Genomic DNA, 26,124 nt, shown 5'->3' with positions numbered 1-26,124 from the left:
TAACAGTGGATTCCTGATCGCATGGTATGTATCTTGGTGGAATGAGCACTACTGAGATTCGAAACTTCATCAACGGCGAATACGTTGCCGCCCGCACCGAGAACGGCTTCGATGTGGTCAATCCCGCAACCGAGGACAGCTATGCAACCTCACCGGTTTCCTCCGCCGTCGACGTTGACGATGCGTATGGCGCTGCTGCGGCGGCGTTTGAGACGTGGGGTGAGACCACCCCATCAGAACGACAACTCGCTCTCTTCCGGATTGCTGATGCAATGGAAGCTCGCGCAGAAGAATTTGCTGATCTGGAGTCACGAGACACCGGCAAGCCTCGAGCGAATTTGGTAGCCGACGAGATTTCGTTGTCTGTAGATCAGATCCGCTTCTTTGCCGGAGAAGCCCGTCATCTGTCAGGAATGGCCTCAGGCGAGTACATGAAAGACCACACCTCGTCGATTCGTCGTGAGCCGATTGGTGTCATCGGTCAGGTTGCGCCGTGGAACTACCCGCTCAACATGGCGGTCTGGAAGGTGGCACCGGCGATTGCCGCTGGCAACACAACGGTGCTCAAGCCGAGCGATACAACCCCGTCGGCGACGCTTCTCTTCGCGGAGATCGCTGCCGAGTTCCTTCCCGCCGGTGTCTTCAATGTGCTCACGGGCGACCGCACGACCGGTGGGCTCATGGTCGATCATAAAACGCCGCAAATGGTCTCAATCACGGGCTCGGTTCGGGCCGGTATGGAAGTTGCGAAAGCGGCATCCGTCGACCTCAAACGGGTTCACTTGGAGCTGGGAGGCAAGGCTCCCGTAGTGGTTTTCGCGGATGCGGACCTCAGCGCTGCCGTCGCCGGAATTGGCGCGGCAGGCTATTTCAACGCCGGTCAGGACTGCACCGCGGCGACACGCGTTATTGTTCACGAGGACGTGCACGATCAGTTCGTAACCGAACTCGTGAACTGGACTCGGGAAAACGCGAAGACCGGTGCTCCCGACGAAGACGTCTACTTCGGTGCGGTGAATAACGTCAATCAGCTCGCCCAGGTCTCGCGAGTCGTTGACGAACTGCCCTCGCATGCACGCGTAGAACTCGGCGGCCAGCGTCAAGGCCAGAAGGGTTACTTCTACGAGGCGACCATCGTCTCGGGGCTGCGTCAGAACGATGATGCAGTCCAGAACGAAATCTTTGGCCCGGTCATCACGGTGCAGAAATTCGCGGACGAGAACCAGGCCCTCGAGTGGGCCAACGATGTGAACTATGGGCTCGCCTCAAGCGTGTGGACACGAGACCATGCACGCGCCATGCGATTCGCCAAATACCTGGACTTCGGATGCGTGTGGATCAACACCCATATTCCGATTGTTGCCGAAATGCCGCACGGCGGTTTCAAGCATTCCGGCTACGGAAAAGACCTCTCGAGCTACGGCTTTGAGGACTACACGCGGATCAAGCACGTGATGAGTTTTATCGGACAAGCGTGACGTGTTCCCACGAGAAATCGGCAAGCGTGCCTAAACTTGCGGCGTGAGGCAAGACTTCGACGACACGATCACCGCGGGCGAACGCCCCATAGCGATGCCGACTGAGCCCGACCTTGATGACACAATCATTCTCGCGTCCCGGAAACGGCCCGTCGCGCTGCGGCCCGTTGTCGGATCCGCCAGTGGTGGCGCGCTTGGGGCGGTTCCCGACCAGACCTCCGTCCAGCTTTCTCCCCGCATGCCTTCGCAGGTCACGGCCCAGCAGGTGAGCGCCTCGCGCGCACCCACTGAGAATTCTCTCGAAGCATCAGCGCTCTACTACCGTGTGCAATTGGATGGTGCCGCTGGCGCGCACAATTTAGATCACCCCTGTGTCTTCGGGCGCGATCCCCGTCCTCCTCGTATCGTTCGGGGCGTAGGGCCAAGACTCATTGCGGTCAGATCTCCGAACCGTGAAGTGTCTGAAACCCATGTTGAAGTGCGGCAACTGGGTTCTTCGGTTATCGTGACAGATCTCCGATCTACAAATGGCTCTGCCGTTCAAGTACCGGGCAATGCTGCGCGAAAACTTCGGCAGGGTGAGTCGGTAGTCGTATCTGCAGGCACGCTAGTGGATATTGGAGACGGAAACATTATTCGGATTCTGCCACGGCAGCGTCCGGAGTAAATCGCGCAGGAAGGTAGCCGTGACCGAAATCGGCGGCAACAACTCGGGCCACACCATCGCACTGCCAGGGCGAAAAGATCAGAAGTTCACGCTTGCGTGGGCAGCGGGCACGCATACCGGCTATCGGCGCACCGCAAATGAGGACAGCTATGTCGCTCGATCGCCGATGTTTGCCGTTGCAGACGGTATGGGCGGCCACTCTGCGGGTGATCTTGCAAGCGCCGCCGTTGTCGAACGACTTGACGATGCCATCACGGGAGACTTCTTACCCGCCCGAGCGGTTGAACGCGCGCTAGAGAGAGCGACAGACTATATCGGCCTGATTGCTCAAGACAGCGAATTGGGAGTCGGAACTACTGTCACCGGTGCCGTAGTCACAGAACACCACGAATCAGCATGCTTCGCGGTATTCAACGTCGGAGACAGCCGGGTCTATTCGTTCGAAGACGATACCCTCACCCAGATCACCCGCGACCACTCTGTCGTTCAAGACATGGTGGATGCGGGAGTCCTTTCCCGTGACGAGGCAGACGATCATCCTGATGCAAACATCATCACGCGAGCCATCGGATTCAATGCGGCACCGTCACCAGATTTTTGGATGGTGCCAATCCGCCGCGGCCAGCGTCTGTTGATCTGCTCCGATGGGCTCACACGCGAGGTTCCGGAGGATGAACTCTCGAGGCAACTTGCCGAACGTCGCCCGACCGAAGAGACGATATCGAGCTTGCTCGAGTCTGCGCTCGATAGTGGCGGTCGCGACAACATCACGGCAATCATCGTGGATGTGTTAGAAGTACCTACAGTGGACTAAGCGGTCGGTCCTCCATACTGGGGACTGACCTTCTGACCCCAAACAAGGGGCAGAATCGGGATATTGGGCTAATTGCTCACTTAGAATGGTCGAACTCGTCGACATGTTAGGGGTGTGCTGTGGCTCGAAGACTGCCCTCAGATCCCCCTGCGCTCCCGGGTTTTTCGCACGTTCACGTTCTCGGTTCTGGCGGCTTCGCTGACGTATTCCTCTACGAACAAAATATGCCGCGACGACAGGTTGCTGTCAAGGTCATGTTGAGCGAGGTCGTCAACGATCAGGTTCGCCAGATGTTTCAGGCTGAGGCGAATCTGATGGCGCAGCTTAGTGCTCATCCATCGATCCTTACGGTGTATCAGGCAAGCGTTTCGTCTGATGGACGGCCCTACTTGGTGATGGAACTGTGCTCGTCAACACTGAGTCAGCGGTATCGTGCGGAGCGACTGCCTGTTCCCGAGGTGCTGCGAATTGCGATCAAGATTGGCAGTGCAATTGAGACTGCCCATCGCGCTGGCGTGCTGCACCGTGATATCAAGCCGTCGAACATCTTGACGACCGCTTATGGGCATCCGGTACTTTCTGATTTTGGTATTGCGGCGACGCTCAGCGAGTCCGAGAATCTCGAAGCGGTCGGCATGTCAATCCCGTGGTCAGCGCCCGAAGTCTTGATGGATGAGACAGCGGGCACGATTGAATCTGAGCTGTGGTCATACGCTGCGACAGTCTATTCGCTTCTCGCCGGCCGGTCACCGTTTGAGGTGCCGGGGGAGTCAAACAAGTCCACGGATCTCATTTCGCGCATTAACCGTGCAAAGCCTCGGCCTACGGGCCGGAGTGATGTGCCCGAAAGCCTAGAGCGCGCGCTGAATCGTGCGATGTCGCGCAAGCCCGAAGCTCGTCAAGGCAGCGTCTTAGAGCTGGTGCACGAACTCCAGTCTGTTGAGTCCGAACTTGGGCTGTCACAGACCCCCATCGAAGTGGCGATGGATGACTGGGCGCTTGCTACAGTTGCTGAACTTGAAGATCGCACGCGGGTGCGGCCGGGCCAAGCACTGCCCGTGTCTTCCGCACAGCGCCGCAAACGTCGACGTCCGGCTGCGATCGACGAGAGCTTTGGTGCATTCGATAGCGAGGCTGTCGACGACAAGATGTCACGCAGAAAGACGGGTTCGAATTCGATTCCTCGGGGCAGCGGTATGCAAGCCGTCGCCTGGGCGGGCATAGTTGTTGCCGCACTTATCGTGGTTCTGGGTGCGACCGTGACGTTCACTCAGCTGCAGTCGCGGTCGAGCGATATCCCAACGGTCAGCGACATTAGTGCCACAGTGTCTGGCGATGTGGTTGAGTTTTCGTGGGCGGACCCGGGAATTGAAGCGGGCGACTCCTACCAAATCACGACGACCGACGGGCAAGCGCCAGTGCAGCAGCGTGAGCCCAGTTTCGTTGTCGACGCTGAATCAGGCGAGAACGTGTGCATTTCCGTCACAGTGACCCGCGACGGCAAATCAGGGCCGTCGAGCGCTCAGAAGTGTGCGGTGTTGCCATGACGACAGCTAACTCTGGTTGTGGTTGTGGTTGTGGCTGTGGCTAAGGGATGGCGCGGCGCGCGACGATCAACTGTTGTTGGCGTGGTGAGTATCTCCGCGATCGTCGCAATGATAGCGACGGCCGCGGTTGTGTCGACGGGGTACACCGCGCAGCGGGTCGACCTTGCCGATGGCGCAGTGTGGGTGGCCAACAACCAGCAGCAGGCGATCGGTCGTGCGAGCACTGAGGTCCTCGAAATAAATTCCGTGGTGAACGCCCAGAGTGCTGACCTTGAAGTTGTCCAGCACGGCGAAAACGTCTTGCTCTTCGATCGGGCTGAAAGCGCGATCGACGTTGTCGATCCTGCGCTTTCGGAGGTCGCCGAAAGTGTCGCGCTGCCACCGAACCAACCAGAGATCTACTTCGCCGCCGACAATGTTGTTGTGCTCGAGCACGGCACTGGCGAGGTGTGGATCCGCTCCTACGACGATTTCCTCAACTTCGATGCTGAGTCGGCTGCATCGCTGAGCCTGGGTGCCGACGCGATTGTGAGCGTCGACGAAAACGGGCTGTTGTTCGCGTTCTCCCCATCAACTAGTCAGTTGTTCCGAGTGAACGCCGCAATCTCGGACACCGCTGAGTCCAGCGTCACGCTCGATCTCGACACCACCGCTGAACTCAGCATCACCTCGGTTGCCGGCCAGTGGGCAATCCTCGACGCGGATGCTCAACTGCTGCATATAGAGGGAAGAACTGTTGACCTCACCGGCCTCATCGATGGCGGCAACAATCCAGTGCTTCAGATCCCCTCTGCCGGGGGAGAGCGCGTACTGATCGGATATAGCGCTGGCGTGCTGAGCGTTCCCCTAAACGGTGCCGCGGCGGTTGGGCTCGCGACCGGCCAATCCGGCCTGGCAGCACCTCCGCTGCGAATTGGTGATTGCGAGTTTGCCGCATGGACGAGCGGTGAGAACTGGCGACGGTGTCCGGCCGATGCTGGTGATGGGGTGATGCTTCGATTGGCCGAAATGGAAGCCAATGCGCAGCTTTCGTATTCTGTGAATGGCACGCGAGCTGTGCTCAATGACCGGCTCACTGGCCGCACGTGGGCGGTGCAGGGTGACGGTGAACTTATTGACAACTGGAACCAACTCATCACCACTGACGAAGAAAAACCAGAAGTCGAACAGAATCTTCTCGATCTTGAACCAGAGGTCGACAAAGTGCAACAACCGCCGGTCGCCGTCGACGATGTGTTCGGGGCACGTTCAGGCCGCTCAACGGTGCTGCCGGTGCTCTTGAATGACTACGACGCGAACGGCGACGTTCTTGTTGTCGAAGCCTTGCCGACAATCAATGCCAGTTTCGGCCGAATCGACCGCATCAATGAGCGTCAGCAGATCCAAATCACTCTCGAGCCGGGAGCGAGTGGTCAGGTCACCTTCGGCTACACGGTGAGCGATGGCCGCGGAGGTACGGCAACGGCGAACGTCGTCGTTGAGATTCGTGCCGAGTCAGAGAACTCACCACCGCAGCAAATGCGCGCCACAAAATTTACTGTGCAAACGAGTGGCCGCGTCACCGATCAGATTCTCGGTGACTGGGTTGACCCAGACGGCGACCCTTTCTACTTGACGAACGCATCGGTCGCGGCACCAGATGCCGTGAGCTACAAGCCAGGCGGCGACGTCGTCTTCTCGGATTCCGGTGCCGGTGGCGAGCTCAAGATTGTCACCCTCGTGGTCTCCGATGGTGAGAGCGAAAGCTCGGGAAGCATCTCCGTTTCGGTCAAACCTCCCGGGGAGGTGCCGATCGAGGCTGATCCCTTCGTTGTGCTCGCCTATGCGGGCAAGGAAGTCACTGTCTCGCCACTGGACCATGTTCGCGGCGGCAACGGAAACATCCGCCTCAATAGCGTTCCCGCCAAGACCGGCGCACAGGTCTTGCCGAGCTATGAGACAGGAACATTCCGATTCACGAGTGACGAGATTCGCAGCCACAACCTCGAATACGTCGTAACGGATGGCAACCTGACCCACACGGCAATCGTGCGCATTGATGTCGTTGCGCCGCCAGATGCAAACACGTCGCCGATCACGGTGCCCAAGACGATCTTTGTGCAGACACTTCAGAACGAACGAATCGATGTCGCCGGCACTGACGTCGATCCGGCCGGCGGCGTTCTGCTCGTTACTGAAATCATGAACTTGCGCCAAGGGTCCGGAGTTCGTGCCGAAATCTTGGAGCAGCGACTCGTTCGAGTGAGCCTCGAAGCTCCGCTCGATGACGGTCCTGTGAGCTTCAACTACCGAATCAGCAATGGACTTGCGGATGCGGTCGGCGTGATCACTGTTGTCGAAATTCCGGCTCCGTCCCGGCTGCAGGCGCCGATCGCGAACGATGACTCGGTGACGGTCCGCGTCGGGCAAGCTGTCGACATCCGCGTGCTTCAGAACGACGAGCACCCCGATGGTCTTGAACTGACGCTCGTTCCCCAGCTGGCACAGGATCTGCCAGAAGACTCGGGACTATTGTTTGCCTCGGGCGAGGTGCTGCGCTATCTCGCGCCTGACCGCACGGGTAACTTCACCGCGGCATATCAAGTCGCAGGTCCCGATGGTCAGTCAGCGACCGCGATCGTGCGCATTGCGGTGCGCGAGCTCGATCCTGCAAGTAACAACCCACCGGTACCGCCGACAGTGACCGCTCGTGTGCTTGCCGGCGACACCGTGCGGGTGCAAATCCCCTTGACGTCAGCAGACCCGGATGGTGACTCGGTACAACTTCTTGGTCAAGCGACCAACCCTGGCAAGGGCGCTGTCGTTGACGTCGACTCCAACACCTTCGTGTATCAGGCTGGAGAGTACTCGGCCGGAACAGACACCTTTAGCTACACGCTGATTGATTCTCTGGGTGCGCGAGCGAACGGTGAAATCAACATTGGGATCAGCCCTCGAATTGATGGTGCTCGAAACCCGGTTGCGATCATCGACGAAGTGACCGTGAAGCCGGGAATCACGGTGTCAGTGCAGGTGCTTGCCAATGACTCTGACCCTGACGGAAGCCCACTGTCCGTTGTTTCCGTTGAACCCAACGATCCGACTACCCTCGCAGAAATCGATGGCGATGTGGTCAACGTGACGCCGCCAGCCGTCCCCGGTGATTACGGAATCATCTATGTGATCGAAAACGAAACCGGTGGCTCGAGCCAGAACTTTATCCGCGTAACCGTAGACCCTGACGCCAAGCCTGCGTACCCGGTGGTGACGGACAGCGTGCTGACTCTCTCAGACGTACTCGATCGCAACCGAGTAACCGTCGATGTTCTTGCCGACGTGTTCTTCGCCGACGGTGACCCGCGCACGCTCTCCTTGGCGATCTATACCGGGTTCGGAGACGTTGCGCGTGTGACCGCAGACAAAAAGATCGAAGTGTCGGTCGAGGATGTGGGGCAGATCATCCCGTTCCGTGTAACGAACCCGGTCGACCCCACTGCATTCAGCTACGCCTTTATCAGAGTGCCCGGCTACAACGATGCATTGCCGCAGATCGATCGCCGTGCGCAGAAACTCACTGTCAATAGCGAGAGCACTCTTGTTATCGACCTCAACGACTACATCATCGCTGTCGGAGATAAGCCGGTTCGCCTAACGGACTCAAGCACTGTACTGGCTACGCACAGTGATGGTGCTGACCTCGTGCGTGACGAAGACACGTTGGTTTACACGTCTGCCGAAAAGTATTTCGGGCCGGCATCCATTTCGTTTGAAGTAACAGATGGTACGTCGGCGACAGACCCCGACGGGCGCACGGCAATTCTTGTGCTGTCGATCGATGTGCTTCCGCGTGACAACCAAGCACCCGTGTTCGGCGGTGCGGTGATCGACTTTGAGCCCGGCCAGGAGAAAGAGATCGATCTCCTCAAGCTGACCAACTACCCGTACCCTGATGACCTCGATGAGCTCGCGTACTCAGTGCTCAGCCCGCTGCCAGAAGGTTTCACGTACTCGCTCGATGGCACGGCGTTGACTCTTCGGGCCAACACCAACGCGGTGAAGGGAACCCGAACTTCACTCTCACTCGGGGTGCGTGATGATCTCTCCGAAGGCAAATCAGGCCGAATCGAACTAAACGTGGTTCCCTCCACGCGACCACTTGCAAGCCCCGCTGCGGATCTCGCGATCGCGAAGCGCGGGCAGACAACCGTCGTCGATGTTCTCGCCAACGATGCCTCGACTAACCCATTCCCGGGTGCACCGCTTCGCGTAGTCGACATTCGTGGACTCGGTGGAGGCACAATCCCCGCTGGACTCTCCATCGTTCCCAGTAATGACAACAGCACGCTGACCGTCACAGTCTCGGCCGGGGCAGTGCCGGGTGACGTGAATCTTCAGTATCGCGTCGCGGATGCAACCAATGACGCGAGTCGTTACGTCTGGGGAACCGTCGTCGTTTCCGTTCAGGATCGACCCGACCCGGTGTCGAACCTCGGCCCGAGCGGCTTTGGAGACAAAACCATCATGATGCGCTGGAACGCAGGGCCGGCGAACAACTCTGCAATTAGCTCGTACCGGGTAACAACAAAAGCGGGCGCTGTCGTCGTGAATACGACCGAGTGCGCAGGCACCACATGTGCAATCGCAACGACGGGAAACGGGCCAAGCAACGCAGTCAAAGTGACAGTCGTTGCGATCAACGCAATCGGGGAGTCTGACGCCGTAACGTTGGCCGATGCGGTCTGGTCCGACATCATCCCGGTTGCGCCGACCGCGCTCAGCGCAGCCCCCCTCGACCACGGACTGCGACTCACCTGGAACGCAGTGCCGACGCCAACCGGTGGTTCGCCCGTAGACCGCTATCGCGTTGTCGTTGGCGGTTTTGAGACCTCGCTTGGGCTGACTCAGTGCGATAGCTCCACCTGCACCTGGGAAACCCCATCCACGTGGGTGCTCGACAACGGCGTCGCGGTTGCCTACACGGTGAGCCCCCGCAACGCTGCATACACCGCGCTTTCGGTCTGGAATACCAGCGAGCCCCGCAGCGCGATTCCTGCTGGCCCGCCGATCGCGCTCACCGCACCGGTAGCGAGTGTTGTCAACGACAGCACCGTCGCGCTTACGTGGGTGGGAGCATTCAACGAGAATGGCCGACCAGTCACCGAGTACACCGCCGCCGCATACACCGGCACCGCTCCTACCTGCGCCGCCAACGGTTCGATCACAAGGCATGGTGCGGCGCTATCAGCGGTGGGAAGCGGAACATCGACGACATTCTCGGGCTTGTCGCCGAACCGCACCTACACGATGCTCGTCTTCGCTAACAATGGTCAAGGGTGCACCGCTTCGCCAACGGTAATCGCACACACCCCGCCAGCTGTCGTCACCGCGCTCAACACCGCCGGACCCGTGCCGAATGGCAACCGATTCGACTTCACGGTCAACGGCGGGATGATGGGCAGTGAACCGCTCACCAGCGACTACACCCTCTACTACCGGTTGAGTGGTGGCAGTGTTCCCGGAACAATTTTCGGTCCTGTTGCGCTTGGCTCGTTTCTGACCGCAGATGGCGGCCAACAATACGGAAAGTACATTTCGGTCGAGGTGCGTGCCTGCCGAAGCTATGGTTCCGGCCCCATCTGCCAACCCAGCTGGTCAGCACCGTTCGCGCTGGGAGTTCCCGTGAACCCATCCGTAGGCACCCTGACGTTTACTACAGACGGCGACCTCCTCAACCAGAGCGGAACCTTTGAGTGGCTCGACTGGCCCACAGGAACCTACGAGGCAGTGAACTACCGCTGTGGAGGCGCGACGGCTCTTGGCCCGTGGCAAATAGCTGACGCCAGTACGCCGGGCGGTAGCTGTCATGCCGACGCCGCCCTTACGGACACCCCGACCCTCGTTGTACGTGTGATCGCCAACGGCGGGCAAACTTACGACAGAACGTACAACGGATTCGATTATGACTAGAGGTTCGCTATGACCATGACTCCCGATGAAGCCGCATGGTTCGCCGAAAGCTTCAACAGGCTCGTCACCAATGTCGAGCAAATACTGCTCGGAAAAACGTTCGTCGTGCGCCTCGGGTTCACTGCGCTGCTGAGCGAAGGCCATCTTTTGCTTGAGGACTACCCCGGAACGGGAAAGACGTCATTCGCTCGCGCTATTGCGCAAAGCGTCTCAGGAACGACCAACCGCATTCAGTTCACGCCTGACTTGCTTCCGGGTGACATCACCGGCGTGAGCATCTATGACCAGCGAGATAACGAGTTTGAGTTTCATCCCGGACCGATTTTTGCCAACATTGTGCTCGCCGATGAGATCAACCGCGCGAGCCCCAAAACCCAAGCCGCATTGCTCGAAGTAATGGAAGAAGGGCAAGTCACCGTCGACGGCATCTCCCATCCTGTTGGCGCACCTTTCATGGTGATCGCCACGCAGAATCCCATCGAGCAAGCTGGAACCTATCGCCTGCCCGAAGCACAGCTAGACCGCTTTCTTATGAAAGCATCCATCGGCTACCCGGATCGCGCATCCACACTGCGCATTCTTGATGGTGCGGGCGTCGCGGCGCACTCGGTCAAGATTGACTCGGTCGTCAGTGCGGAACTCGTTGTAGAGATGGCACAGCTTGCTCGCACCGTTCACGTGGATCCCACGATCAAGGACTACGTGAGTCGCCTGGTCGAAGCAACCCGGAGCGCGACTGAGGTTCGACTAGGAGTAAGTGTTCGTGGAGCTCTTGCCCTTATGCGCGCCGCCAAAACCTTGGCAGCATCCAACGGTCGACACTACGTAGTGCCTGACGATGTGAAGGCCCTTGCCGAGCCAGTGCTCGCACACCGACTGGTGATCGATGCTGAAGCTGAGTTTGACGGTGTGACTGCATCGAGCGTTATCGCCCAGATTCTGATCGAGAATCCTCCACCCACGGAACGGCAAGCCGTGTGAGTTCGCTTCTGAAGCGCCCGGCTAAACGCGAGCCACCTCGACAACCCGCAGCGGAACACCTAGACCCGAGCGGCGAACGAGCGCGCTCAGACGCAGAGTTTCCGACGAGCGTCCGCGGCCTCGATAACGCCCGAACGCGGATCGTTGGCTACCGCACCGGATTTCTTGCAGACCTCATCGTCACCATTGTGCGCTTTGTTGTCGTCGCGCGCAGCGCAGTCTCGCGCTACGTCACGCGGATCACGTCAGTCGTGACACCCCTTGGGTGGGTCGTGCTGGCTCTGATCCCCACCACCCTAATCGCCGGATACTCGCTTGCGTGGCTTGAACTGGTTGTCGTTGGCTACGCCTGTATCGCGGTCGCGCTAATGGCCGCAATCTACCTTTTTGGTCGCAGCCAGTTGGCGATCAGTCTTCACGTTGAGCGGCGGCGCGTCGTCGTAGGCGAACCGGCGAGTGGCGAAGTGCGCGGCGTCAACGGTGGTCGGCGACGCAGCCTGGGAGTCGTGGCCGAAATCCCGGTTGCTGCAACGTTTGCCGAGGCAGTGCTACCGAGCATCCGGCCGGGCGGTTCTGCCACCCATGAATTCCCCATCCCGAGCCATCGTCGCGGGGTGATCCGCGTTGGGCCAGTACGCACCGTGCGGGCCGACCCGGTTGGTCTCGTGCGCCGCGAACTGGTGTGGACAGAATCTGCAGAAGTATTCGTGCACCCACGCACCATCAGCATCCCGAGCGTCAGCACCGGTCTGATCCGGGACCTTGAGGGAAACCCGACGAAAGATCTCACAAATAACGACATCTCGTTTCACGCGCTGCGCGAGTATCTGCCAGGCGATGAACGCCGAAACATCCATTGGAAAACAACCGCACGCACCGGTCGGTATATGGTGCGTCAGTTCGAAGAAACGCGCCGCAGTCACTTAGTGATCGCCTTGAGCTTGGCTACCGCAGACTACGCGAGCGAATACGAATTTGAGATGGCCGTTAGCGTTGCTGGGTCGCTCGGTGCCCAAGCTATTAGGGATGCTCGCACCGTGACAGTCGTAGCGAGTGAGCAAACTCCGCAATTCGCCAAGCGCAAGATCTTTGCTGTGCGAGCACTATCGACCTTGACCGGGATGCGGCTGCTCGACGACCTCACACGAGTGCAGAGTGCAGAAACCGCACTGCGCCTCGTCGACGTGGCGCGCGTCACCTCCGAACAGACCAATGGAGTGTCGGTCGCGTTCCTCATTTGCGGTTCCACTGTGACCTCTCAACAGCTGCGTGCAGCGTCGACAAAGTTTGCCGCAAATGTGGAAGTGGTTGCAATCGTCTGCGACCCAGAAACAGTCCCCGGCTTGCGCCGAGTTGCCGGACTGAGTGTGCTGACAATCGGCTACCTTGAGGACCTCAAGCGGGCGCTCGCGCGATCGGCGGCAGGATGACTCGCACCGTCTCCCGCACATTCGTGGTTGTCACCACGGCACTGCTCTGGCTCGCAATCTCGCTCGCATCCGCAGCACTGTGGCCGATCTATCGAAGCCCGGCGCTGATCACTCTCGTTACGGTGAGCGTGATTGCCGGAACTGTGGTGGCTCTTGTTGCGCTGTGGCGAAAGTGGTCGTTCGTGACCACGACTCTCGCCACGTTCATTGCCTTTCTCGTGATCGGAGTGCCGATTGCCGTTCCTTCAGAAACCCAGTATTCGGTCCTCCCCACACTGGCTGGACTTCTCGATCTCGTTTTTGGCGTCGCGTTGGGATGGAAGCAACTTCTCACCATTTCCTTACCTGTTGGCAGCTATCAGGCTCTCCTCGTGCCCGCCTTAGTGCTCGTACTAGGTGCCACGGTCGCCTCCCTGAGCATTGCTTTCCGCACAAAGTCAGCGGAGCTCGCGGTGATTCCCCCGGTTATCGTGTTCCTCGTCGCAGTAGCGTTTGGCCCTACCTACCCTGATCGGCCGGTGACCCTTGCGATCACCCTTCTGGTTGCTATTGCGCTGACGCTGGTATGGCTTCGCTGGCGCCGCCGCCGTGACACAGTCAACGCCCTCGAGGCGGCAACCGACACGCCGGGCATGGCTCGACGCAAGCGTGAATTTGGGTTTGCTGGAGCCCGCACGGTCATTAGCGCGATCATTATTCTCTCGATTGCTGCAAGCGCGGCTGTCAGTATGGCAAACGCACTTCCGCCGAAGAACGACCGCTCTGTTCTGCGCACTTCCATAGTTGAGCCGTTTGATCCGCGAGATTATGTGAGTCCCCTCTCCGGGTTTCGGCGCTACTGGCAACCAGCAACGGCGAACTCCGTACTGTTCGAGGTTTCCGGTGTTCCGCTAGGAACGAGCGTCAGGCTTGCAACTCTCGACAGTTACGACGGTGTCGTCTACGCGGTAGGCAGCGGTCGTGTTACTAACGCATCCGGATCATTCGCTCGTGTTCCGTCTCGTTTCGACCAGTCAGACGTTGATGGCAGCCCCGTCGCGATGAGTATCACGATCGCGAACTACACGGGTGTGTGGGTACCAACAGTTGGGCTGTTTGAAGAAGTGGACTTCGAGGGATCCCGAGCATCAGAACTCAACGACTCGTTCTACTACAACAAAGTATCGGGCACGGCTGCTGTGACGGAACGACTACAAAGCGGCGACAGCTACACCTTCGAGGGTGTGCTTCCTGTTCAACCTGGTGCCGACGAAATTTCGTCGCTCATGCCAGGAACAGCCGAAGTTCCTCCCATCGGTGTATCCCCTGATGAGCTCACCGAAAAACTGGACCAGTATGTGCGCGGTGTGACGGAACCGGGGGAGCGTCTTGCCGCAATGCTCAGAGGACTCGCCGCCGACGGCTACATCAGCCATGGTGTGGGGGTAGATGAGCCGCCAAGCAGATCCGGTCACTCAGCGGATCGTATTGCTGAGCTCTTTACCGAGCCACGGATGATTGGCGACGGAGAGCAATACGCCGTAGCAGCATCCATTATGGCGAACGAGCTCGGTTTTCCCAGCCGCGTTGTTCTCGGATTTGTGACGTCAGACCAACAAATTCGTGGCAGTGATGTCACTGCCTGGATTGAAGTCAATACGGCACAGTACGGGTGGGTGACTCTTGACCCGAATCCGCCGCTGCGGGAAATTCCGGATGAGGATCCGAACGACACCGCACAGGTTGCGCGCCCACAAACCATCGTGCAACCGCCCGAGATCGAGTCAGACACGCTCAATCGACAGTCAAACCCGGACAGCGAGCAAGCACTTCAGCCTGGTCTCGACCCCGTACTCCAAGCGATTCTTGCTGCTCTGCGAACCGTCGGCTGGACCCTGCTCGTGATTCTCGTGCTTGCCGCGCCGTTCTTGTTAATTATTGCCGCGAAAGTGCGACGTCGACTACTGCGTCGGCGTGCCAACTCCACCGTGGAGCAGATCAGCGGCGGTTGGCAAGAATTTGAGGACTCGCTACTTGACCACGGCTACTCGCCGCCACTGTCAGGAACCCGAACGGAGGTTGCTGCGGTTGTACAAGAACCCGCGGCACATGATCTCGCAGTGCATGCGGACCGCGCAATTTTCTCCGGAGCTGATCCGAAGTCAGACGAGGTAGAGGCGTTCTGGACGAACGTTACCGATCTCGAAAATCAGCTCCACACTGGACTGTCGCGCTGGGCGCGGTTCAGGACCAAAATATCGCTGCGATCGCTCGGTGGTTATAGTGTCACAAGTCTGTTTAAGCGATAGAGGACTACCCGTGATTTGTTCTTTTTGCGCGACGCAACTGCCCGCCGATGCTGTTTACTGCGCCGAGTGTGGGCGGCCCGCCATGTCCCGCCGCGCCCGCCGGAGTGCTGATGCAGCGCCCAAACGGTCGAAATCTGCGCGGTCGAAACGAGCCGCGAAGAAGGCTCAGGCGGTGGAATCGCTAACCGCACCACGCCATCTCACGAACGAAACGACTGACGCAGTCAGCTCGGCGGCAGCCTCATCCGGTGATACCGTTCGCGCGACAACAACTGCACTTCACGTCCAGGATGATATTGCCGTAATTGCGGACGAGGATTCGAGCTCGGCCAGAGTTGCTGTGCGTGACGAAGTGAACGAAACGTCACGGTCAGATGCACAAGGTCGGCATAACGCTGGACACGCACACGCGGCAGCTATCCCTGCTCTGCAGCTCGGCGATCCGTTGGCTCTTGCGCAGATTTCCGGCGAGACCGAAGGGTCTGCTCATTCCGCGGAGCCAGCGGACGCTGCCGCGCTGGAGCCTCGGGCCGTTGACAGTCTCGCTGGTAGCTCTGATGCGGTAGCAGCTGCGGATTCTGGTGGAGTTTCGAATGCTGCCCCGGCGCCGGAAACACGCTGGCGCGACCTGCCTGCGCCAAATCCGCAGGAGATCGCGTGGCCCACACCGGCAGATGAGTCGGATCTTTCCCTGTCAGTTGAGGGTGATTCCGCGTCGGACACGAGAGGCACTGACGTTTCTGTAGAGCGTCACGGCGGTGAACTCGCCGCCGACGAGCACACCGCCATCACCATGGATGACTCGGTCGAGATTTCCGCTGGCAGCCGCGACGATAACAGTGATACTAGTAACGACGAATCGCAAACAACGGATGAAGACGAAGCGCACAACCTGGACGTAGCTTCGCTCGACAGCGCAGAGTTTGAAGTTATGCCTGAGGCTGAGCCTGAGGCTCTCTTTGAGCCTGAACCGCTCGTTGAGCCTTCTCCATTGCCACGTTCTCCATTTGAGCCCGATTTGAGCAAGGTTGGGCGCCCGGAAGCTGTTGCGCCGGCTCAGAATCGTTCTCCGGTCAGGCCCGTGCGCCCACTCGGTGATGAGCCAGTCTTCACAACAGCAGACCGACTACGAGCATCTGGATTCGCTCCAGTGGCCTCTGAGCGTGTGAGCGAGCAGCCAGCGCCACCGAGGGAGTCTGTTGACTCGGCGTCTGATGTGGCATCAATTAGTGGCACGGCACCACGGATATCCGAGGCTTTCGAAACGCAGCCGCGCGACGCAATGACGGGAAGCAATGGTGGTCCCGATTCGAATGTCGGTCCCGCTGTCGAGGGCACTCGTGCGAATGATCACACCGCAATGCAGTCGGCGTCGGCCAGATTGGCTTCGTCCGAGGCTGTGTGCGCCCAGTGTGGTGAGTCTCTGTCGGAGTCCGATATTTTCTGTGGTTCTTGCGGATTTGTTAAGCACGGAGTTGGGCCCACATCCCGATCGACTAGCGCGCCTGCGCTCGACCCGTTTCCGTGGGGAACACCTACCGTGCGTGCGAGCACGGTCACGGAAACGGCAGAGCCAAAGTTGGAGTCAGGGCCAGAGTTAAAATCAGGGCCAAAGTTAGAGTCAGGGCCAGAGTCCAACAGTCAGCAGACCCAAGAAGTATTTGACGAGCCGGCAGGAGTCGCTGTGTTGCCGGAAGAAGTGGCGCATGCTGAAGAATCTGCGCCCCATGAAGAACCTCCTCAGGCGCACAATGCTGAGCTCGAGCCAGACTCCGCGCTGGCGCCACTCGCTGATGAGCTCTCACGCGATGAGAACGTCACACACGACGACTATGAGGCTGGCGCGCGAATTCCGAGTGCCGTCGACGACGCGGTTGTGAAGGTTGATTCCGTTAAGACTAGCTTTGAGCCTCTCAGTGCGGTTCCCCACCCCGGTGATGGTGAGGGGCAGTCTGAGCCTGAAGGTGTTCAGAGTTCCGCAGCTAACGATGGGGCTGCAGCGGCTCTTGGCAGCTCGGTTCTTGCGCCACCACCGATGTTTCATCACCGCGTTGAGTTGCCGATTGCGCCGCCTACTCCGCTCGCGTCGGTTGCGTCAGATGAGGAAGACGTAGAAGACACCCGGATCGTGGAACGCAGTATCTCGGGAACGCGATTTGTGCTGCAGTTCAGCACCGGCGACAGTGTGATCGTGACGGGCACCGGGCTTGTTGGGCGCAATCCGACACCGGAACCCTCCGAGAAGTTCGACATCGTGGTCCCGATTACTGATCCGAGTAAATCTGTATCAAAAACTCATCTCGAGTTTGGTCAGATGGCGGGCGCATTCTGGATCAGCGACCGGTATTCAGGCAATGGAAGTGTTGTTCGAGAGCCTGGAGGAGAGCCAAAGCGTTGCGAGCCAGGCAAACGCTACCGGGTAATGCGGGGCACGCGTGTTGAGATTGGCGAACAGTTCTTCATTGTGAGTTAGCTTTCCGACGAAGCCTCCCTCACAGCAATCAGCGAGGGCAGTCTCTCCACGGCTGTGGGTGAGTGCCGTGGCAGGATGCCATGTGCTGGTGGAGTAGGCATGTGACCGAATCCCGCGCCAATGATCCCCGAATCACTTTGCCGTCTGCGCCGCAGCCAGCCCCGCCATTTCGATTTCCGGTCGTGGCAGCAACAGTGCCGATCGTCGCGTCATTGGCGATCTGGTTGATTACAGGTTCGACGTTCGCGCTGATCTTTGCTGCCTTGGGGCCGCTGGCGGCGACAGGAAGTTATATTGATTCGCGCGTGACGGCACGCAAGAAGTTGCGAGCAGAGCAAGCGCGTTTCTCGCGGGACGTTTCGACGACGCAGTCAGCGATTGATGCCCATCATCGTCGAGAGAGTTGCGACCTCGCAGAACGCACGCCGCCAGCAATTTCCTTGGTGCGAGACGTGCTTACTGATTCGGCCCGGTGGATGAGAGAGCCCCGCGACGTGCTACCCGTGCACCTCGGCTACGGCAGCGTTCGCAGTAGTCTTTCGCTTGAGCGAACCGGGGCTCATGACCGTGTAGACGCATCAACTGATGAGCACTATCAGCGGCTTGCCGATCATGCGGCCAGACTGGAGGGTGCTCCGATCGCGGTTAATGCTCGACTGGGGATCGCAATTTTTGGCAATGAGCCAATCGCGCTGTCGTTGGCGCGGGCGTTGGCGATTCAACTGGCTCGCACTCTTTCCCCCACGACCAGTTGGGTGAGGTTCCGCGGCAGGTTGAGCGCTGAACGATGGGGTTCTTGTCTGCCTCATCGGGTTTTGCGTTCTGATGGTGGAGCGGATGCGGAAAGTTGGTCTCATGAGCGCGCTAGCGTGCACTGGGGTGAGTTGGGCACGGATGCACCGAGCGCATCGATCAGTGTTGTTTCGAACGAACGAGAAGTGCCTAGCGGGCATCGAATCGTCATTCGTGTCAGCGGTGACATGATTGCCGTCGTCAGTCACCCTGACAAGCATCAGCGACGCGAATTTGATCCATCATTTCTCGGCCGAGAACAGGCTCTGGTCTGGGCGCTCGCGGCGCACGAGATCGCCGCGCGGGACGGGCTAGCGATCAGTGATGGGGCAGTTCCTGATGTGGTCGAGTTCCGCCAGCTTCTCGAGCAACTCGGTGCGGTCGCCGATTCACCGTCGAAACGCGCGCGCTCGTTGTGCAGCCGACCAGCAGTGGGCGCGAAGGGCCGAACCGTGCTCGATCTTGTAGAGCACGGACCGCACGCGATCGTCGGCGGAACAACGGGAAGTGGCAAAAGCGAGCTATTGATCTCGTGGGTCCTTGCGATGGCGGCTGAAACGTCCCCGGTCGACGTCACGTTTCTCCTTGTAGATTTCAAGGGGGGTTCCGCGTTCGCTCACCTTGCCGAACTGCCACACACGGTCGGGATCATCACCGACCTCGATGAGACTGCAGCCAGCCGGGCGTTTGCAAGCCTCCGCGCAGAGCTTCAGCACCGCGAACGCGCCCTTGCGCAAGCAGGCGTGAGAGACATCGCTGAACTCGGGTCCCTTCCGCGCCTCGTAATCGTGGTCGATGAGTTTGCCGCAATGATGGGCGACTACCCCCAGCTTCACGCGCTATTTAGCGACATTGCCGCTCGCGGACGATCTCTCGGTGTGCACCTCATCCTGTGCACTCAGCGCCCCTCAGGTGTTGTGCGCGACGCACTTCTCGCAAATGCTGACCTCCGAATCTCATTGCGCGTCAACAATGGCGCCGACAGCTCTGCGGTAATCGGTAGCGATCGCGCCGCCGAGCTAACTGCGGGCGCAAAAGGTCGAGCGTGGGTTGCTCATGGCTCGTCTTCCGCCGAGCTGGTGCAGTTCGCTCTCGCCACACCTCGTGACGTCATCACGGTCGCACGGCGATGGCCGACCCCATCGAGCCCGCGACGACCCTGGTGCGAACCTCTCGCCGACACTATCCCGCTCGCCGTTGTCACGGAGCTTCACGATACGCTTCGAAGGAGCACGGTACCAAGCGCATCGAGTGCTTCAGCTGAGTCGAATGCGCTCAGAGCTGCATGCAATTCGAATCCAGAGCGCGGTGCAGTGGTGGCCTTCGGACTCACGGATCTGCCCCACGAACAAAGGCACGGTATAGCAGAGTGGACTCCGACCAGTGAGGGGAGCGTGCTCATGCTGGGCGCGCCCGGCAGCGGAAAGAGTGTAGCGATCGCAACATTCGCTGCTGCGATCTCTGCACCAGCGTCGGCGCACCCTGTCCCGAAAGTTCACCTCGAGGCCGCCAGGAAGCCCGTCAGCGGCTCGGCGGCCGGCTTCCGGGTCGTAGTGGGCGGCCTCGAACCCGCCGGATTCTGGGACACTCTCGCAGAATTGCATGCTCGGCTCGATGGCCCCGAGTTCCCGCAGCTCCACAACCTTCCAACACTGCTGGCAATTGACGATCTCGATGTGGCAATATCGCGCTTCGACGATGACTACCGTGTTGCAGCGCTCGACAGGCTCGCGCGACTGCTGCGCGAAGGCCCGGCGCACCACATTTGGGTAGTCGCGAGTGCTCAGCGCATTACTCCGGCCCTGCAATCAGTAGCCCAGCTGATTCCGAACACGCTGAGACTTCGATTCGGCAGCAGACAAGATTTCGTGCTCTCGGGGGGAGTATCCGCTGACTATGCCTCCGCGCTGCCAGTCGGGGGTGGGCTATGGAAAGGTGCACGAGTGCAGATAGCGCTGAGTGGGACCTATCCACCCGATCCGGTTCCCGCTGCTGCAGAGACACTGCCGTCCGCCGAGAATCTTGTGATTGGAAGTAGCCGGCTGGGGGCGACGGTCGCCGCGCTTACCACTGCAGGCTGGCACGTGCGCACCCTCGAAGGGGCACAGGGAACCGAGCGCGAACTCCTCATCGCCGACTCAGATCGACCGGTTGCCCTCGTTGGATCGATTGATGAATGGCAGTCCCGCTGGGGGGCTCTCGCACTGCTAAGAGCACATGCCACAGTTCTCCTAGACGGCTGCACCCTCAGCGACTATCGCCAAGTCGCGCGAACGCGCGAACTGCCGCCGCCGCTCAGCACAGGCTCCGGGCACTACTGGAGGCTGATCGACGGCGGCGCAGACCGAGTGCGACTACCCTCGTAGGAACTACACATCAACCACTTTCGTGAACTGCGTCGACCGTTAGCGCAGTGCATCCTCAAGGCGGGCCTGGACGAGTCCGTGAGCTTCGGCAACCTGTGCATTCACCGCGGAACCACCAAAAGTGTTCAAGCCCAAGGCCAGTGCAGAATCAGCGGCAAGCGCTGCACGCCAGCCCAGGTTTGCAATAGCACGTAGGTACGGCATCGTCGCGTTAGTCAAGGCATATGTTGACGTGTGGGGTACCGCGCCTGGCATATTAGCTACGCAGTAGAACACAGAACCGTGAACAGTAAACGTGGGATCGGCGTGCGTTGTTGGGCGAGAGTCTGCGAAACAGCCGCCCTGATCCACCGCGATATCAACGAGAACACTCCCCGGCTTCATTCGCGAAACTAGCTCATTGCTCACTAGCTTGGGGGCCTTCGCTCCAGGAATCAAAACGGAACCGATCACCAGATCGGCGGTCACAAGCGCCCGCTCAATCTCAAAACCATTCGACGCAATCGTCTTGATGCGACCGGCATACAGAGCATCCAGTTCACGCAGACGCTGAATGTTCGTGTCGAGCACCGTCACCTGGGCACCGAGCCCGACCGCGACAGAAATAGCACTCGTTCCAGCGACACCGCCACCAAGAACCACGACCTCCGCAGGGTGCGTTCCAGGAACACCAGGAACCAGCATCCCTGGACCACCATTGGGCTTGAGCATCACATTTGCCCCCACAATTGCGGACAAACGACCAGCGACTTCGCTCATCGGAGCCAACAACGGCAACGCGCGCGATGGGAGCTGAACAGTCTCATAGGCGATCGAAGTGACCTTGGCGTCGAGCAGAGCGCGAGTAAGTTCTTCTTCCGCAGCAAGGTGTAAGTAGGTGAAAAGTACGAGATCTTCACGGAAGTACTGGTACTCCGAAGCCACGGGCTCCTTAACTTTCACGAGCACATCGGCTGCAGCCCACGTGCTCGCAGCATCCGGAGCTAGCGTCGCACCTGCCACAACATATTGCTCATCGGTAATGGACGAGCCAAGGCCAGCGCCCGACTGAACGAGAACCTCGTGACCGTGTGCAACTAAGTCGTGCACCCCTGCTGGGGTAATCGCGACGCGGAACTCGTTATTTTTGATTTCGGTGGGAACAGCAATCTTCATAGTCCAGAGCGTAACGGCGCGGTACCCGAATTGGGCACAATTATGGCGCGATTTTCAGCGCAAAACATGGAATTATTACCACGCGCCCACAAAGCCCCTCCTAACTGGGGCTACAACTACCCAAACTGCGCTCACTACCATCGGGGTAATTGGTGGGGGCGAAGGAGAAAACGTGACGAGACCACTTCCGCAGGATCCATCGATCCAGCAGCTAGCGCTGCAGGCGAAGCAATCTCAACTCAGCCGCAGGCGGCTATTGCAGGGAGCGGGGCTTGGCGCAACTGCGCTAGCTCTTGCAGCATGTGCTGCACCGGGTGATTCGAGTGCTATTGATATTTCTGAAAGTGACAGCTCGCTGGTGTGGGCGAGCTGGCCGTCGTACCTCGACGAAGACCTCAGCGGTCACTCTCCGACGCTTAAGGAGTTCACGAAGCAGTCAGGCATCAGCGTTGAATACCGCGCTGTTGTGAAAGACAATGTCGGGTTCTACTTGACGATGAAAGACCAGCTCGCGCTCGCCAAGCCCACGGGGGCAGACGTCATCGTCGTCAGTGACTGGATGGCTGCCCGCCTTATCAGGTTCGGGTACGCCCAGAAACTCAACTCAGAAAACATCCCGAACAAGGTGAACCTGAACTCGTCGCTGGCCCAACCAGATTTCGATCCCAACCGCGACTACTCATTGCCGTGGCAGAGCGGTTTTATCGGGCTCGCCTGGAACACAGAAGAATATCCTGAAGGCCTGTCAGCCGTTGAGCAGCTATGGCGAGACGATCTCAAAGGAAAAGTCGTTGTGCTTGCCGAGATGCGTCACACGATGGGCATGCTTTTGCTCTCGCAGGGTGTTGATATTTCCCAAGATGGTTGGGGAATCGACGAGTTCAAGAAAGCGAGTGCGGTGCTCGAGCAACACCTCGCCTCAAAGCACATTCTTGGCGTCATGGGCAGTGACTACATCGACACGTTCAAGTCGGGTGAAGCTATTGCAGGGTTCGCTCGTGCCGGAGATATCGCCGTGCTCAACGCGAAAGCAGGCTACGAGAAGTACAAGTTCTTGCTCCCGGGTTCGCGCGGAACGTTCTTCACCGATTCTCTCGTGATTCCTGCCGGTGCTCAGCACAAGACCAACGCTGAGAAGCTCATGAACTTCTACTATGAGCCCGCAAATGCCGCAGAAGTTGTGGACTGGATTCGGTGCGTAAGCCCCGTCGATGGAACGCTTGAATACGCAATTGAGAACTACCCGAAGCTGGCCGAAAACCAGTTCACGTTCCCGAACGCCTCAGCAATGTCACGTGCCAGCATCTTCCGAACGCTCACCACAACGGACGACCAAGCGTTTAACGCAGAATTCCGCCGCATTACCGGCAAGGGATAGTTCGCGTTAAGCCCACGCGCTAGCCCCACGTCGCTAGCGCGGAGCAGTTTTAGGAGAGCTGAAAGCGCAGTTCACCGACAGGTAAACCGCGGCCAAGTACTTTTTCCGTTGTCACTGCAATAACGGCGGCGGCAGCGTCCTTATCGATTGCTCCAACTTCAGCGAGAAGCGACAATCCGACAGGCAAGAGTGGGCGGATCGAACCATCAAGAACTTTTAGCGTCGTTGTGGTGCCATCAGGGGCTGCCGCAATCAGAACCCCCTCCGCGCCGCGCTTGGCGATAATCCCCAAGGTATCCATCGCTTCAGCAACCTGTGGCATGTCGAGTCCCCACGCCTGTGCCCGGATGGCGCTAACAAGCGCGTGTGCGTGCGGGTCGCTCTCCGCCGTGGCCATGGCCACGCGCTGGATTGCCGTGGCTAGCGAGGTGAGACTCATGGCGAATACTGGCGCACCGCATCCGTCAGTTCCTTCATGCGCCAACTCGGTACCCGTGAACTCAACGACCGTGTCGCGGATTCGGGCCTGCAGTGGATGATCGTGCTCGAGGTAGCTTTCGCGTGGCCAGCCATTGACAACGCATGCCGCGAGAAAGCTCGCGTGCTTGCCTGAACAGTTCATCGCGAGGCGGGTTGGAGCGTCAGCTGCGCGTCGCGCATCCGAATCCGCGGGCCAGTCTGGTGGGCATCGTAAATCGTCGACGCTGAGTCCGTAGGCGGCGAGTGCTGATGCGACAACATCTTGGTGGCGCTGACTGCCGGTGTGGCTAGCGCTGGCGAGTACGAGTTGTTCCTCGGTAAGCGTCACCCCCGATCGAAGTACGGTTATTGCCTGCATGGGTTTGAGAGTGGAACGCGGGTAAATTAGCGCGTCGGGGTTGCCGAGTCTTCGCAGTTCTCTGCCGTCGGGAGCGAGTACTACGGCAGCTCCGAGGTGGCGGGATTCGATCATCCCTGACCGCTCCAGAACGGCTAGTTGCACGGTGTCGTCGACGGTAAGGACGTTGGCAGGGCTTGAGCGGGTTGCATTCACCATCCCACGCTAGCGGTATCTCAGCCCGGTGCTGCGATGGCCGCCCCACCAGGAAGTTCAGTCGGCAGATCACACGCTGGAGCGCTACGGTGGAATCTCGATCGGCAGTGCGAGAGTGCGCTGCAGTCACGGGCGTTGAGCTGGATGCTGGCGAGGGAGATTCTGATGAACATCGACCACAACTTTGAAGTGCGACTCGAATGGACGGGAAACCTTGGCGAGGGCACACGCGAATATCGCGGGTACTCCCGTCACAACGAGATCACCGCTGTGGGAAAACACGGCATTGATGGTTCGAGTGCGCGAGTCTTCCATGGTTCCGCTGACCGCTGGAACCCTGAGGAACTACTCATCGCCGCCCTCAGCCAGTGCCACATGTTGAGCTACCTGCACGTCGCAGTCAGTCGCGGAATTATCGTCACCGCCTACCACGACGAGGTGTCTGGCACCATGAAGCAGACCGACAACGGGGGTGGGCACTTCACCTCAGTCACCCTGCGGCCCATCGTGACGATCGCAGCAGGTAGCGTCGACGAAGCCATGGATGCACACGCCGAGGCCAGTCAGAAGTGCTTCATCGCGTCATCCGTCAATTTTCCGGTGCTTCACCAGCCGCGCGTCATCGTTGAGGATTAGGTCCCGCCCGGGCAGCCATTGTGGTGATAGTGAACCCAGCGGCGGTTCCACACGCTACACACAGCGACGGTAGGGGAGGATGAGTGGTCTTTGTTTTTGCTGTGAAAGGTTCCTGTGCGTAAAGCGATTCCGTTCTTGATGACCCTCGGTCTTGTGGCATCTCTTGCCGCCTGTGCCCCCACCGAATCGACGACGGCTCAGCAGTCAGCTGATTGCGTACCGACAGCAGCGGGCTCTGCTTCGACAGGTGTTGAGGCCAGCGGCGACTTCGGAAGCAAACCGACAGTGACAATTGATTTCCCCACCGACGTTGCTGAGACTGAGCGTTCAGTGGCGATCGAGGGTGACGGCGACGTGGTTGCCGTTGAAGGCGCTATCGCAAACGTGCACTTCACGTTGTACAGCGGTGCCACGGGTAAAGAACTTTCCGCTACGTCCTATGACGAGGCCGGACTTGCTCCGCTACCCGTTGATGCCGAGCAGTTCCTTGTGGGCATCGTTAAGACAATTCAGTGCTCGACTGCCGGCGCGCGCGTTGTCGGAGTGATTCCGCCCGAGGAGTCTTTCGCGGATGACGCAGCTCGCGAGCAGCTCGGCGTTGCCGCAGACGACGACATCGTTTTTGTTGCCGATGTTGTGTCGGTTGATCCTCCTGCAGATCCTGCACTTCCTCGCGCCGATGGTAAAGACCAGCCGGCGGAAGATGGTTTCCCGACCGTTGAGCTAGACGAGGATGGTCGCCCGACTATCACGACCCCTTCGACCGACCCGCCGTCGGAGTTAGCGGTTGCCGTGCTCAAGCAGGGCGACGGGGCTACCGTCGAAGAAAATTCTGACGTCACGGTTCACTATGTAGGTATGAACTGGACTACGGGCGAGATCTTTGACGAGAGCTGGGCTCGAGGAACTCCATCGACGTTCAACACCGGTCAGGTCGTCCCCGGTTTCAAGACTGCGCTTGAGGGCCAAAAGGTTGGTTCTCAAATTATCGCTGTCCTCCCGCCGAGCGAGGGTTACGGCGAAGCAGGCAACGAGGGTGCAAAGATCAGCGGCACAGACACGATCGTGTTTGTTGTCGACATTCTCGGCATCGGTTAGCGTCCGCTCGTCGCGCGCGCTGCCTCTGTCAGTCTCGCTAAG

At 59.2% G+C, this 26,124-nt stretch carries 15 protein-coding genes; 13 read left to right on the top strand and 2 right to left on the bottom strand.

The genetic code is table 11. The features are described from left to right. Positions 1-41: 41 nt before the first annotated feature. The 10 genes from AADH44_RS08535 (at position 42) to AADH44_RS08490 (ending at position 20,782) form a co-directional block, all read left to right on the top strand. The gene (locus AADH44_RS08535) at positions 42-1,478 is read left to right on the top strand and encodes a gamma-aminobutyraldehyde dehydrogenase (protein ID WP_341952343.1); all 1,437 of its coding nucleotides are present in this window, start codon (positions 42-44) and stop codon (positions 1,476-1,478) included. Positions 1,479-1,521: 43 nt separating this feature from the next. Then, positions 1,522-2,145: an FHA domain-containing protein gene (locus AADH44_RS08530; protein WP_341952342.1), complete on the top strand. Its 624-nt coding sequence runs from the start codon at positions 1,522-1,524 to the stop codon at positions 2,143-2,145. A gap of 19 nt (positions 2,146-2,164) precedes the next feature. Further along, positions 2,165-2,959 carry a protein phosphatase 2C domain-containing protein gene (locus tag AADH44_RS08525; RefSeq protein WP_341952341.1) on the top strand — a complete coding sequence of 265 codons (795 nt, stop codon included), beginning with the start codon at positions 2,165-2,167 and terminating at the stop codon, positions 2,957-2,959. A 119-nt stretch (positions 2,960-3,078) separates the two neighbouring features. Next, positions 3,079-4,506, top strand: coding sequence for a serine/threonine-protein kinase (locus tag AADH44_RS08520; protein ID WP_341952340.1), 1,428 nt, complete (start codon positions 3,079-3,081; stop codon positions 4,504-4,506). Between the two features lie 81 nt (positions 4,507-4,587). After that, positions 4,588-10,452, top strand: coding sequence for a tandem-95 repeat protein (locus tag AADH44_RS08515; RefSeq protein ID WP_341952339.1), 5,865 nt, complete (start codon positions 4,588-4,590; stop codon positions 10,450-10,452). Positions 10,453-10,461: 9 nt separating this feature from the next. After that, positions 10,462-11,433 (top strand): MoxR family ATPase, encoded by a 972-nt coding sequence (locus AADH44_RS08510; protein WP_341952338.1) that lies wholly within the window; start codon positions 10,462-10,464, stop codon positions 11,431-11,433. Further along, positions 11,430-12,863 carry a DUF58 domain-containing protein gene (locus AADH44_RS08505; protein ID WP_341952337.1) on the top strand — a complete coding sequence of 478 codons (1,434 nt, stop codon included), beginning with the start codon at positions 11,430-11,432 and terminating at the stop codon, positions 12,861-12,863. Before AADH44_RS08510 ends, AADH44_RS08505 begins: the two co-directional genes overlap by 4 nt. Beyond that, a complete protein-coding gene (locus AADH44_RS08500) occupies positions 12,860-15,151 on the top strand; it encodes a transglutaminase-like domain-containing protein (RefSeq protein ID WP_341952336.1) in 2,292 nt (763 codons plus the stop codon). The genes AADH44_RS08505 and AADH44_RS08500 overlap by 4 nt, the downstream gene beginning before the upstream one ends. 172 nt (positions 15,152-15,323) lie before the next feature. After that, a complete protein-coding gene (locus AADH44_RS08495) occupies positions 15,324-17,624 on the top strand; it encodes an FHA domain-containing protein (protein WP_341952335.1) in 2,301 nt (766 codons plus the stop codon). Between the two features lie 101 nt (positions 17,625-17,725). After that, the gene (locus AADH44_RS08490; protein WP_341952333.1) at positions 17,726-20,782 is read left to right on the top strand and encodes an FtsK/SpoIIIE domain-containing protein; all 3,057 of its coding nucleotides are present in this window, start codon (positions 17,726-17,728) and stop codon (positions 20,780-20,782) included. A gap of 39 nt (positions 20,783-20,821) precedes the next feature. On the opposite strand, the gene ald is transcribed toward AADH44_RS08490, so the two are convergent. Continuing rightward, positions 20,822-21,937, bottom strand: a complete 1,116-nt coding sequence (gene ald, locus AADH44_RS08485; protein WP_341952332.1) for an alanine dehydrogenase — start codon at positions 21,935-21,937, stop codon at positions 20,822-20,824. Positions 21,938-22,109: 172 nt separating this feature from the next. On the opposite strand from ald, the gene AADH44_RS08480 reads away from it, so the two are divergent. Continuing rightward, positions 22,110-23,315 carry a spermidine/putrescine ABC transporter substrate-binding protein gene (locus tag AADH44_RS08480; RefSeq protein WP_341952331.1) on the top strand — a complete coding sequence of 402 codons (1,206 nt, stop codon included), beginning with the start codon at positions 22,110-22,112 and terminating at the stop codon, positions 23,313-23,315. 49 nt (positions 23,316-23,364) lie between these two features. On the opposite strand, the gene AADH44_RS08475 is transcribed toward AADH44_RS08480, so the two are convergent. Then, positions 23,365-24,348 (bottom strand): asparaginase, encoded by a 984-nt coding sequence (locus AADH44_RS08475; RefSeq protein ID WP_341952329.1) that lies wholly within the window; start codon positions 24,346-24,348, stop codon positions 23,365-23,367. Positions 24,349-24,513: 165 nt separating this feature from the next. On the opposite strand from AADH44_RS08475, the gene AADH44_RS08470 reads away from it, so the two are divergent. Both AADH44_RS08470 and AADH44_RS08465 read left to right on the top strand, forming a co-directional pair. Beyond that, positions 24,514-24,984 (top strand): OsmC family protein, encoded by a 471-nt coding sequence (locus AADH44_RS08470; protein WP_341952328.1) that lies wholly within the window; start codon positions 24,514-24,516, stop codon positions 24,982-24,984. A 114-nt stretch (positions 24,985-25,098) separates the two neighbouring features. Next, on the top strand, positions 25,099-26,082 hold the full coding sequence (locus AADH44_RS08465; RefSeq protein ID WP_341952327.1) for an FKBP-type peptidyl-prolyl cis-trans isomerase: 984 nt from the start codon (positions 25,099-25,101) through the stop codon (positions 26,080-26,082). The last annotated feature ends 42 nt before the right edge of the window (positions 26,083-26,124 follow it).

The sequence above is a fragment of the Salinibacterium sp. TMP30 genome, assembly GCF_038397785.1.
Taxonomy (GTDB): Bacteria; Actinomycetota; Actinomycetes; order Actinomycetales; family Microbacteriaceae; genus Rhodoglobus.
The sequence above is the reverse complement of the archived record's forward strand: the minus strand, read 5'-3'. Positions and strand labels throughout refer to the sequence as shown.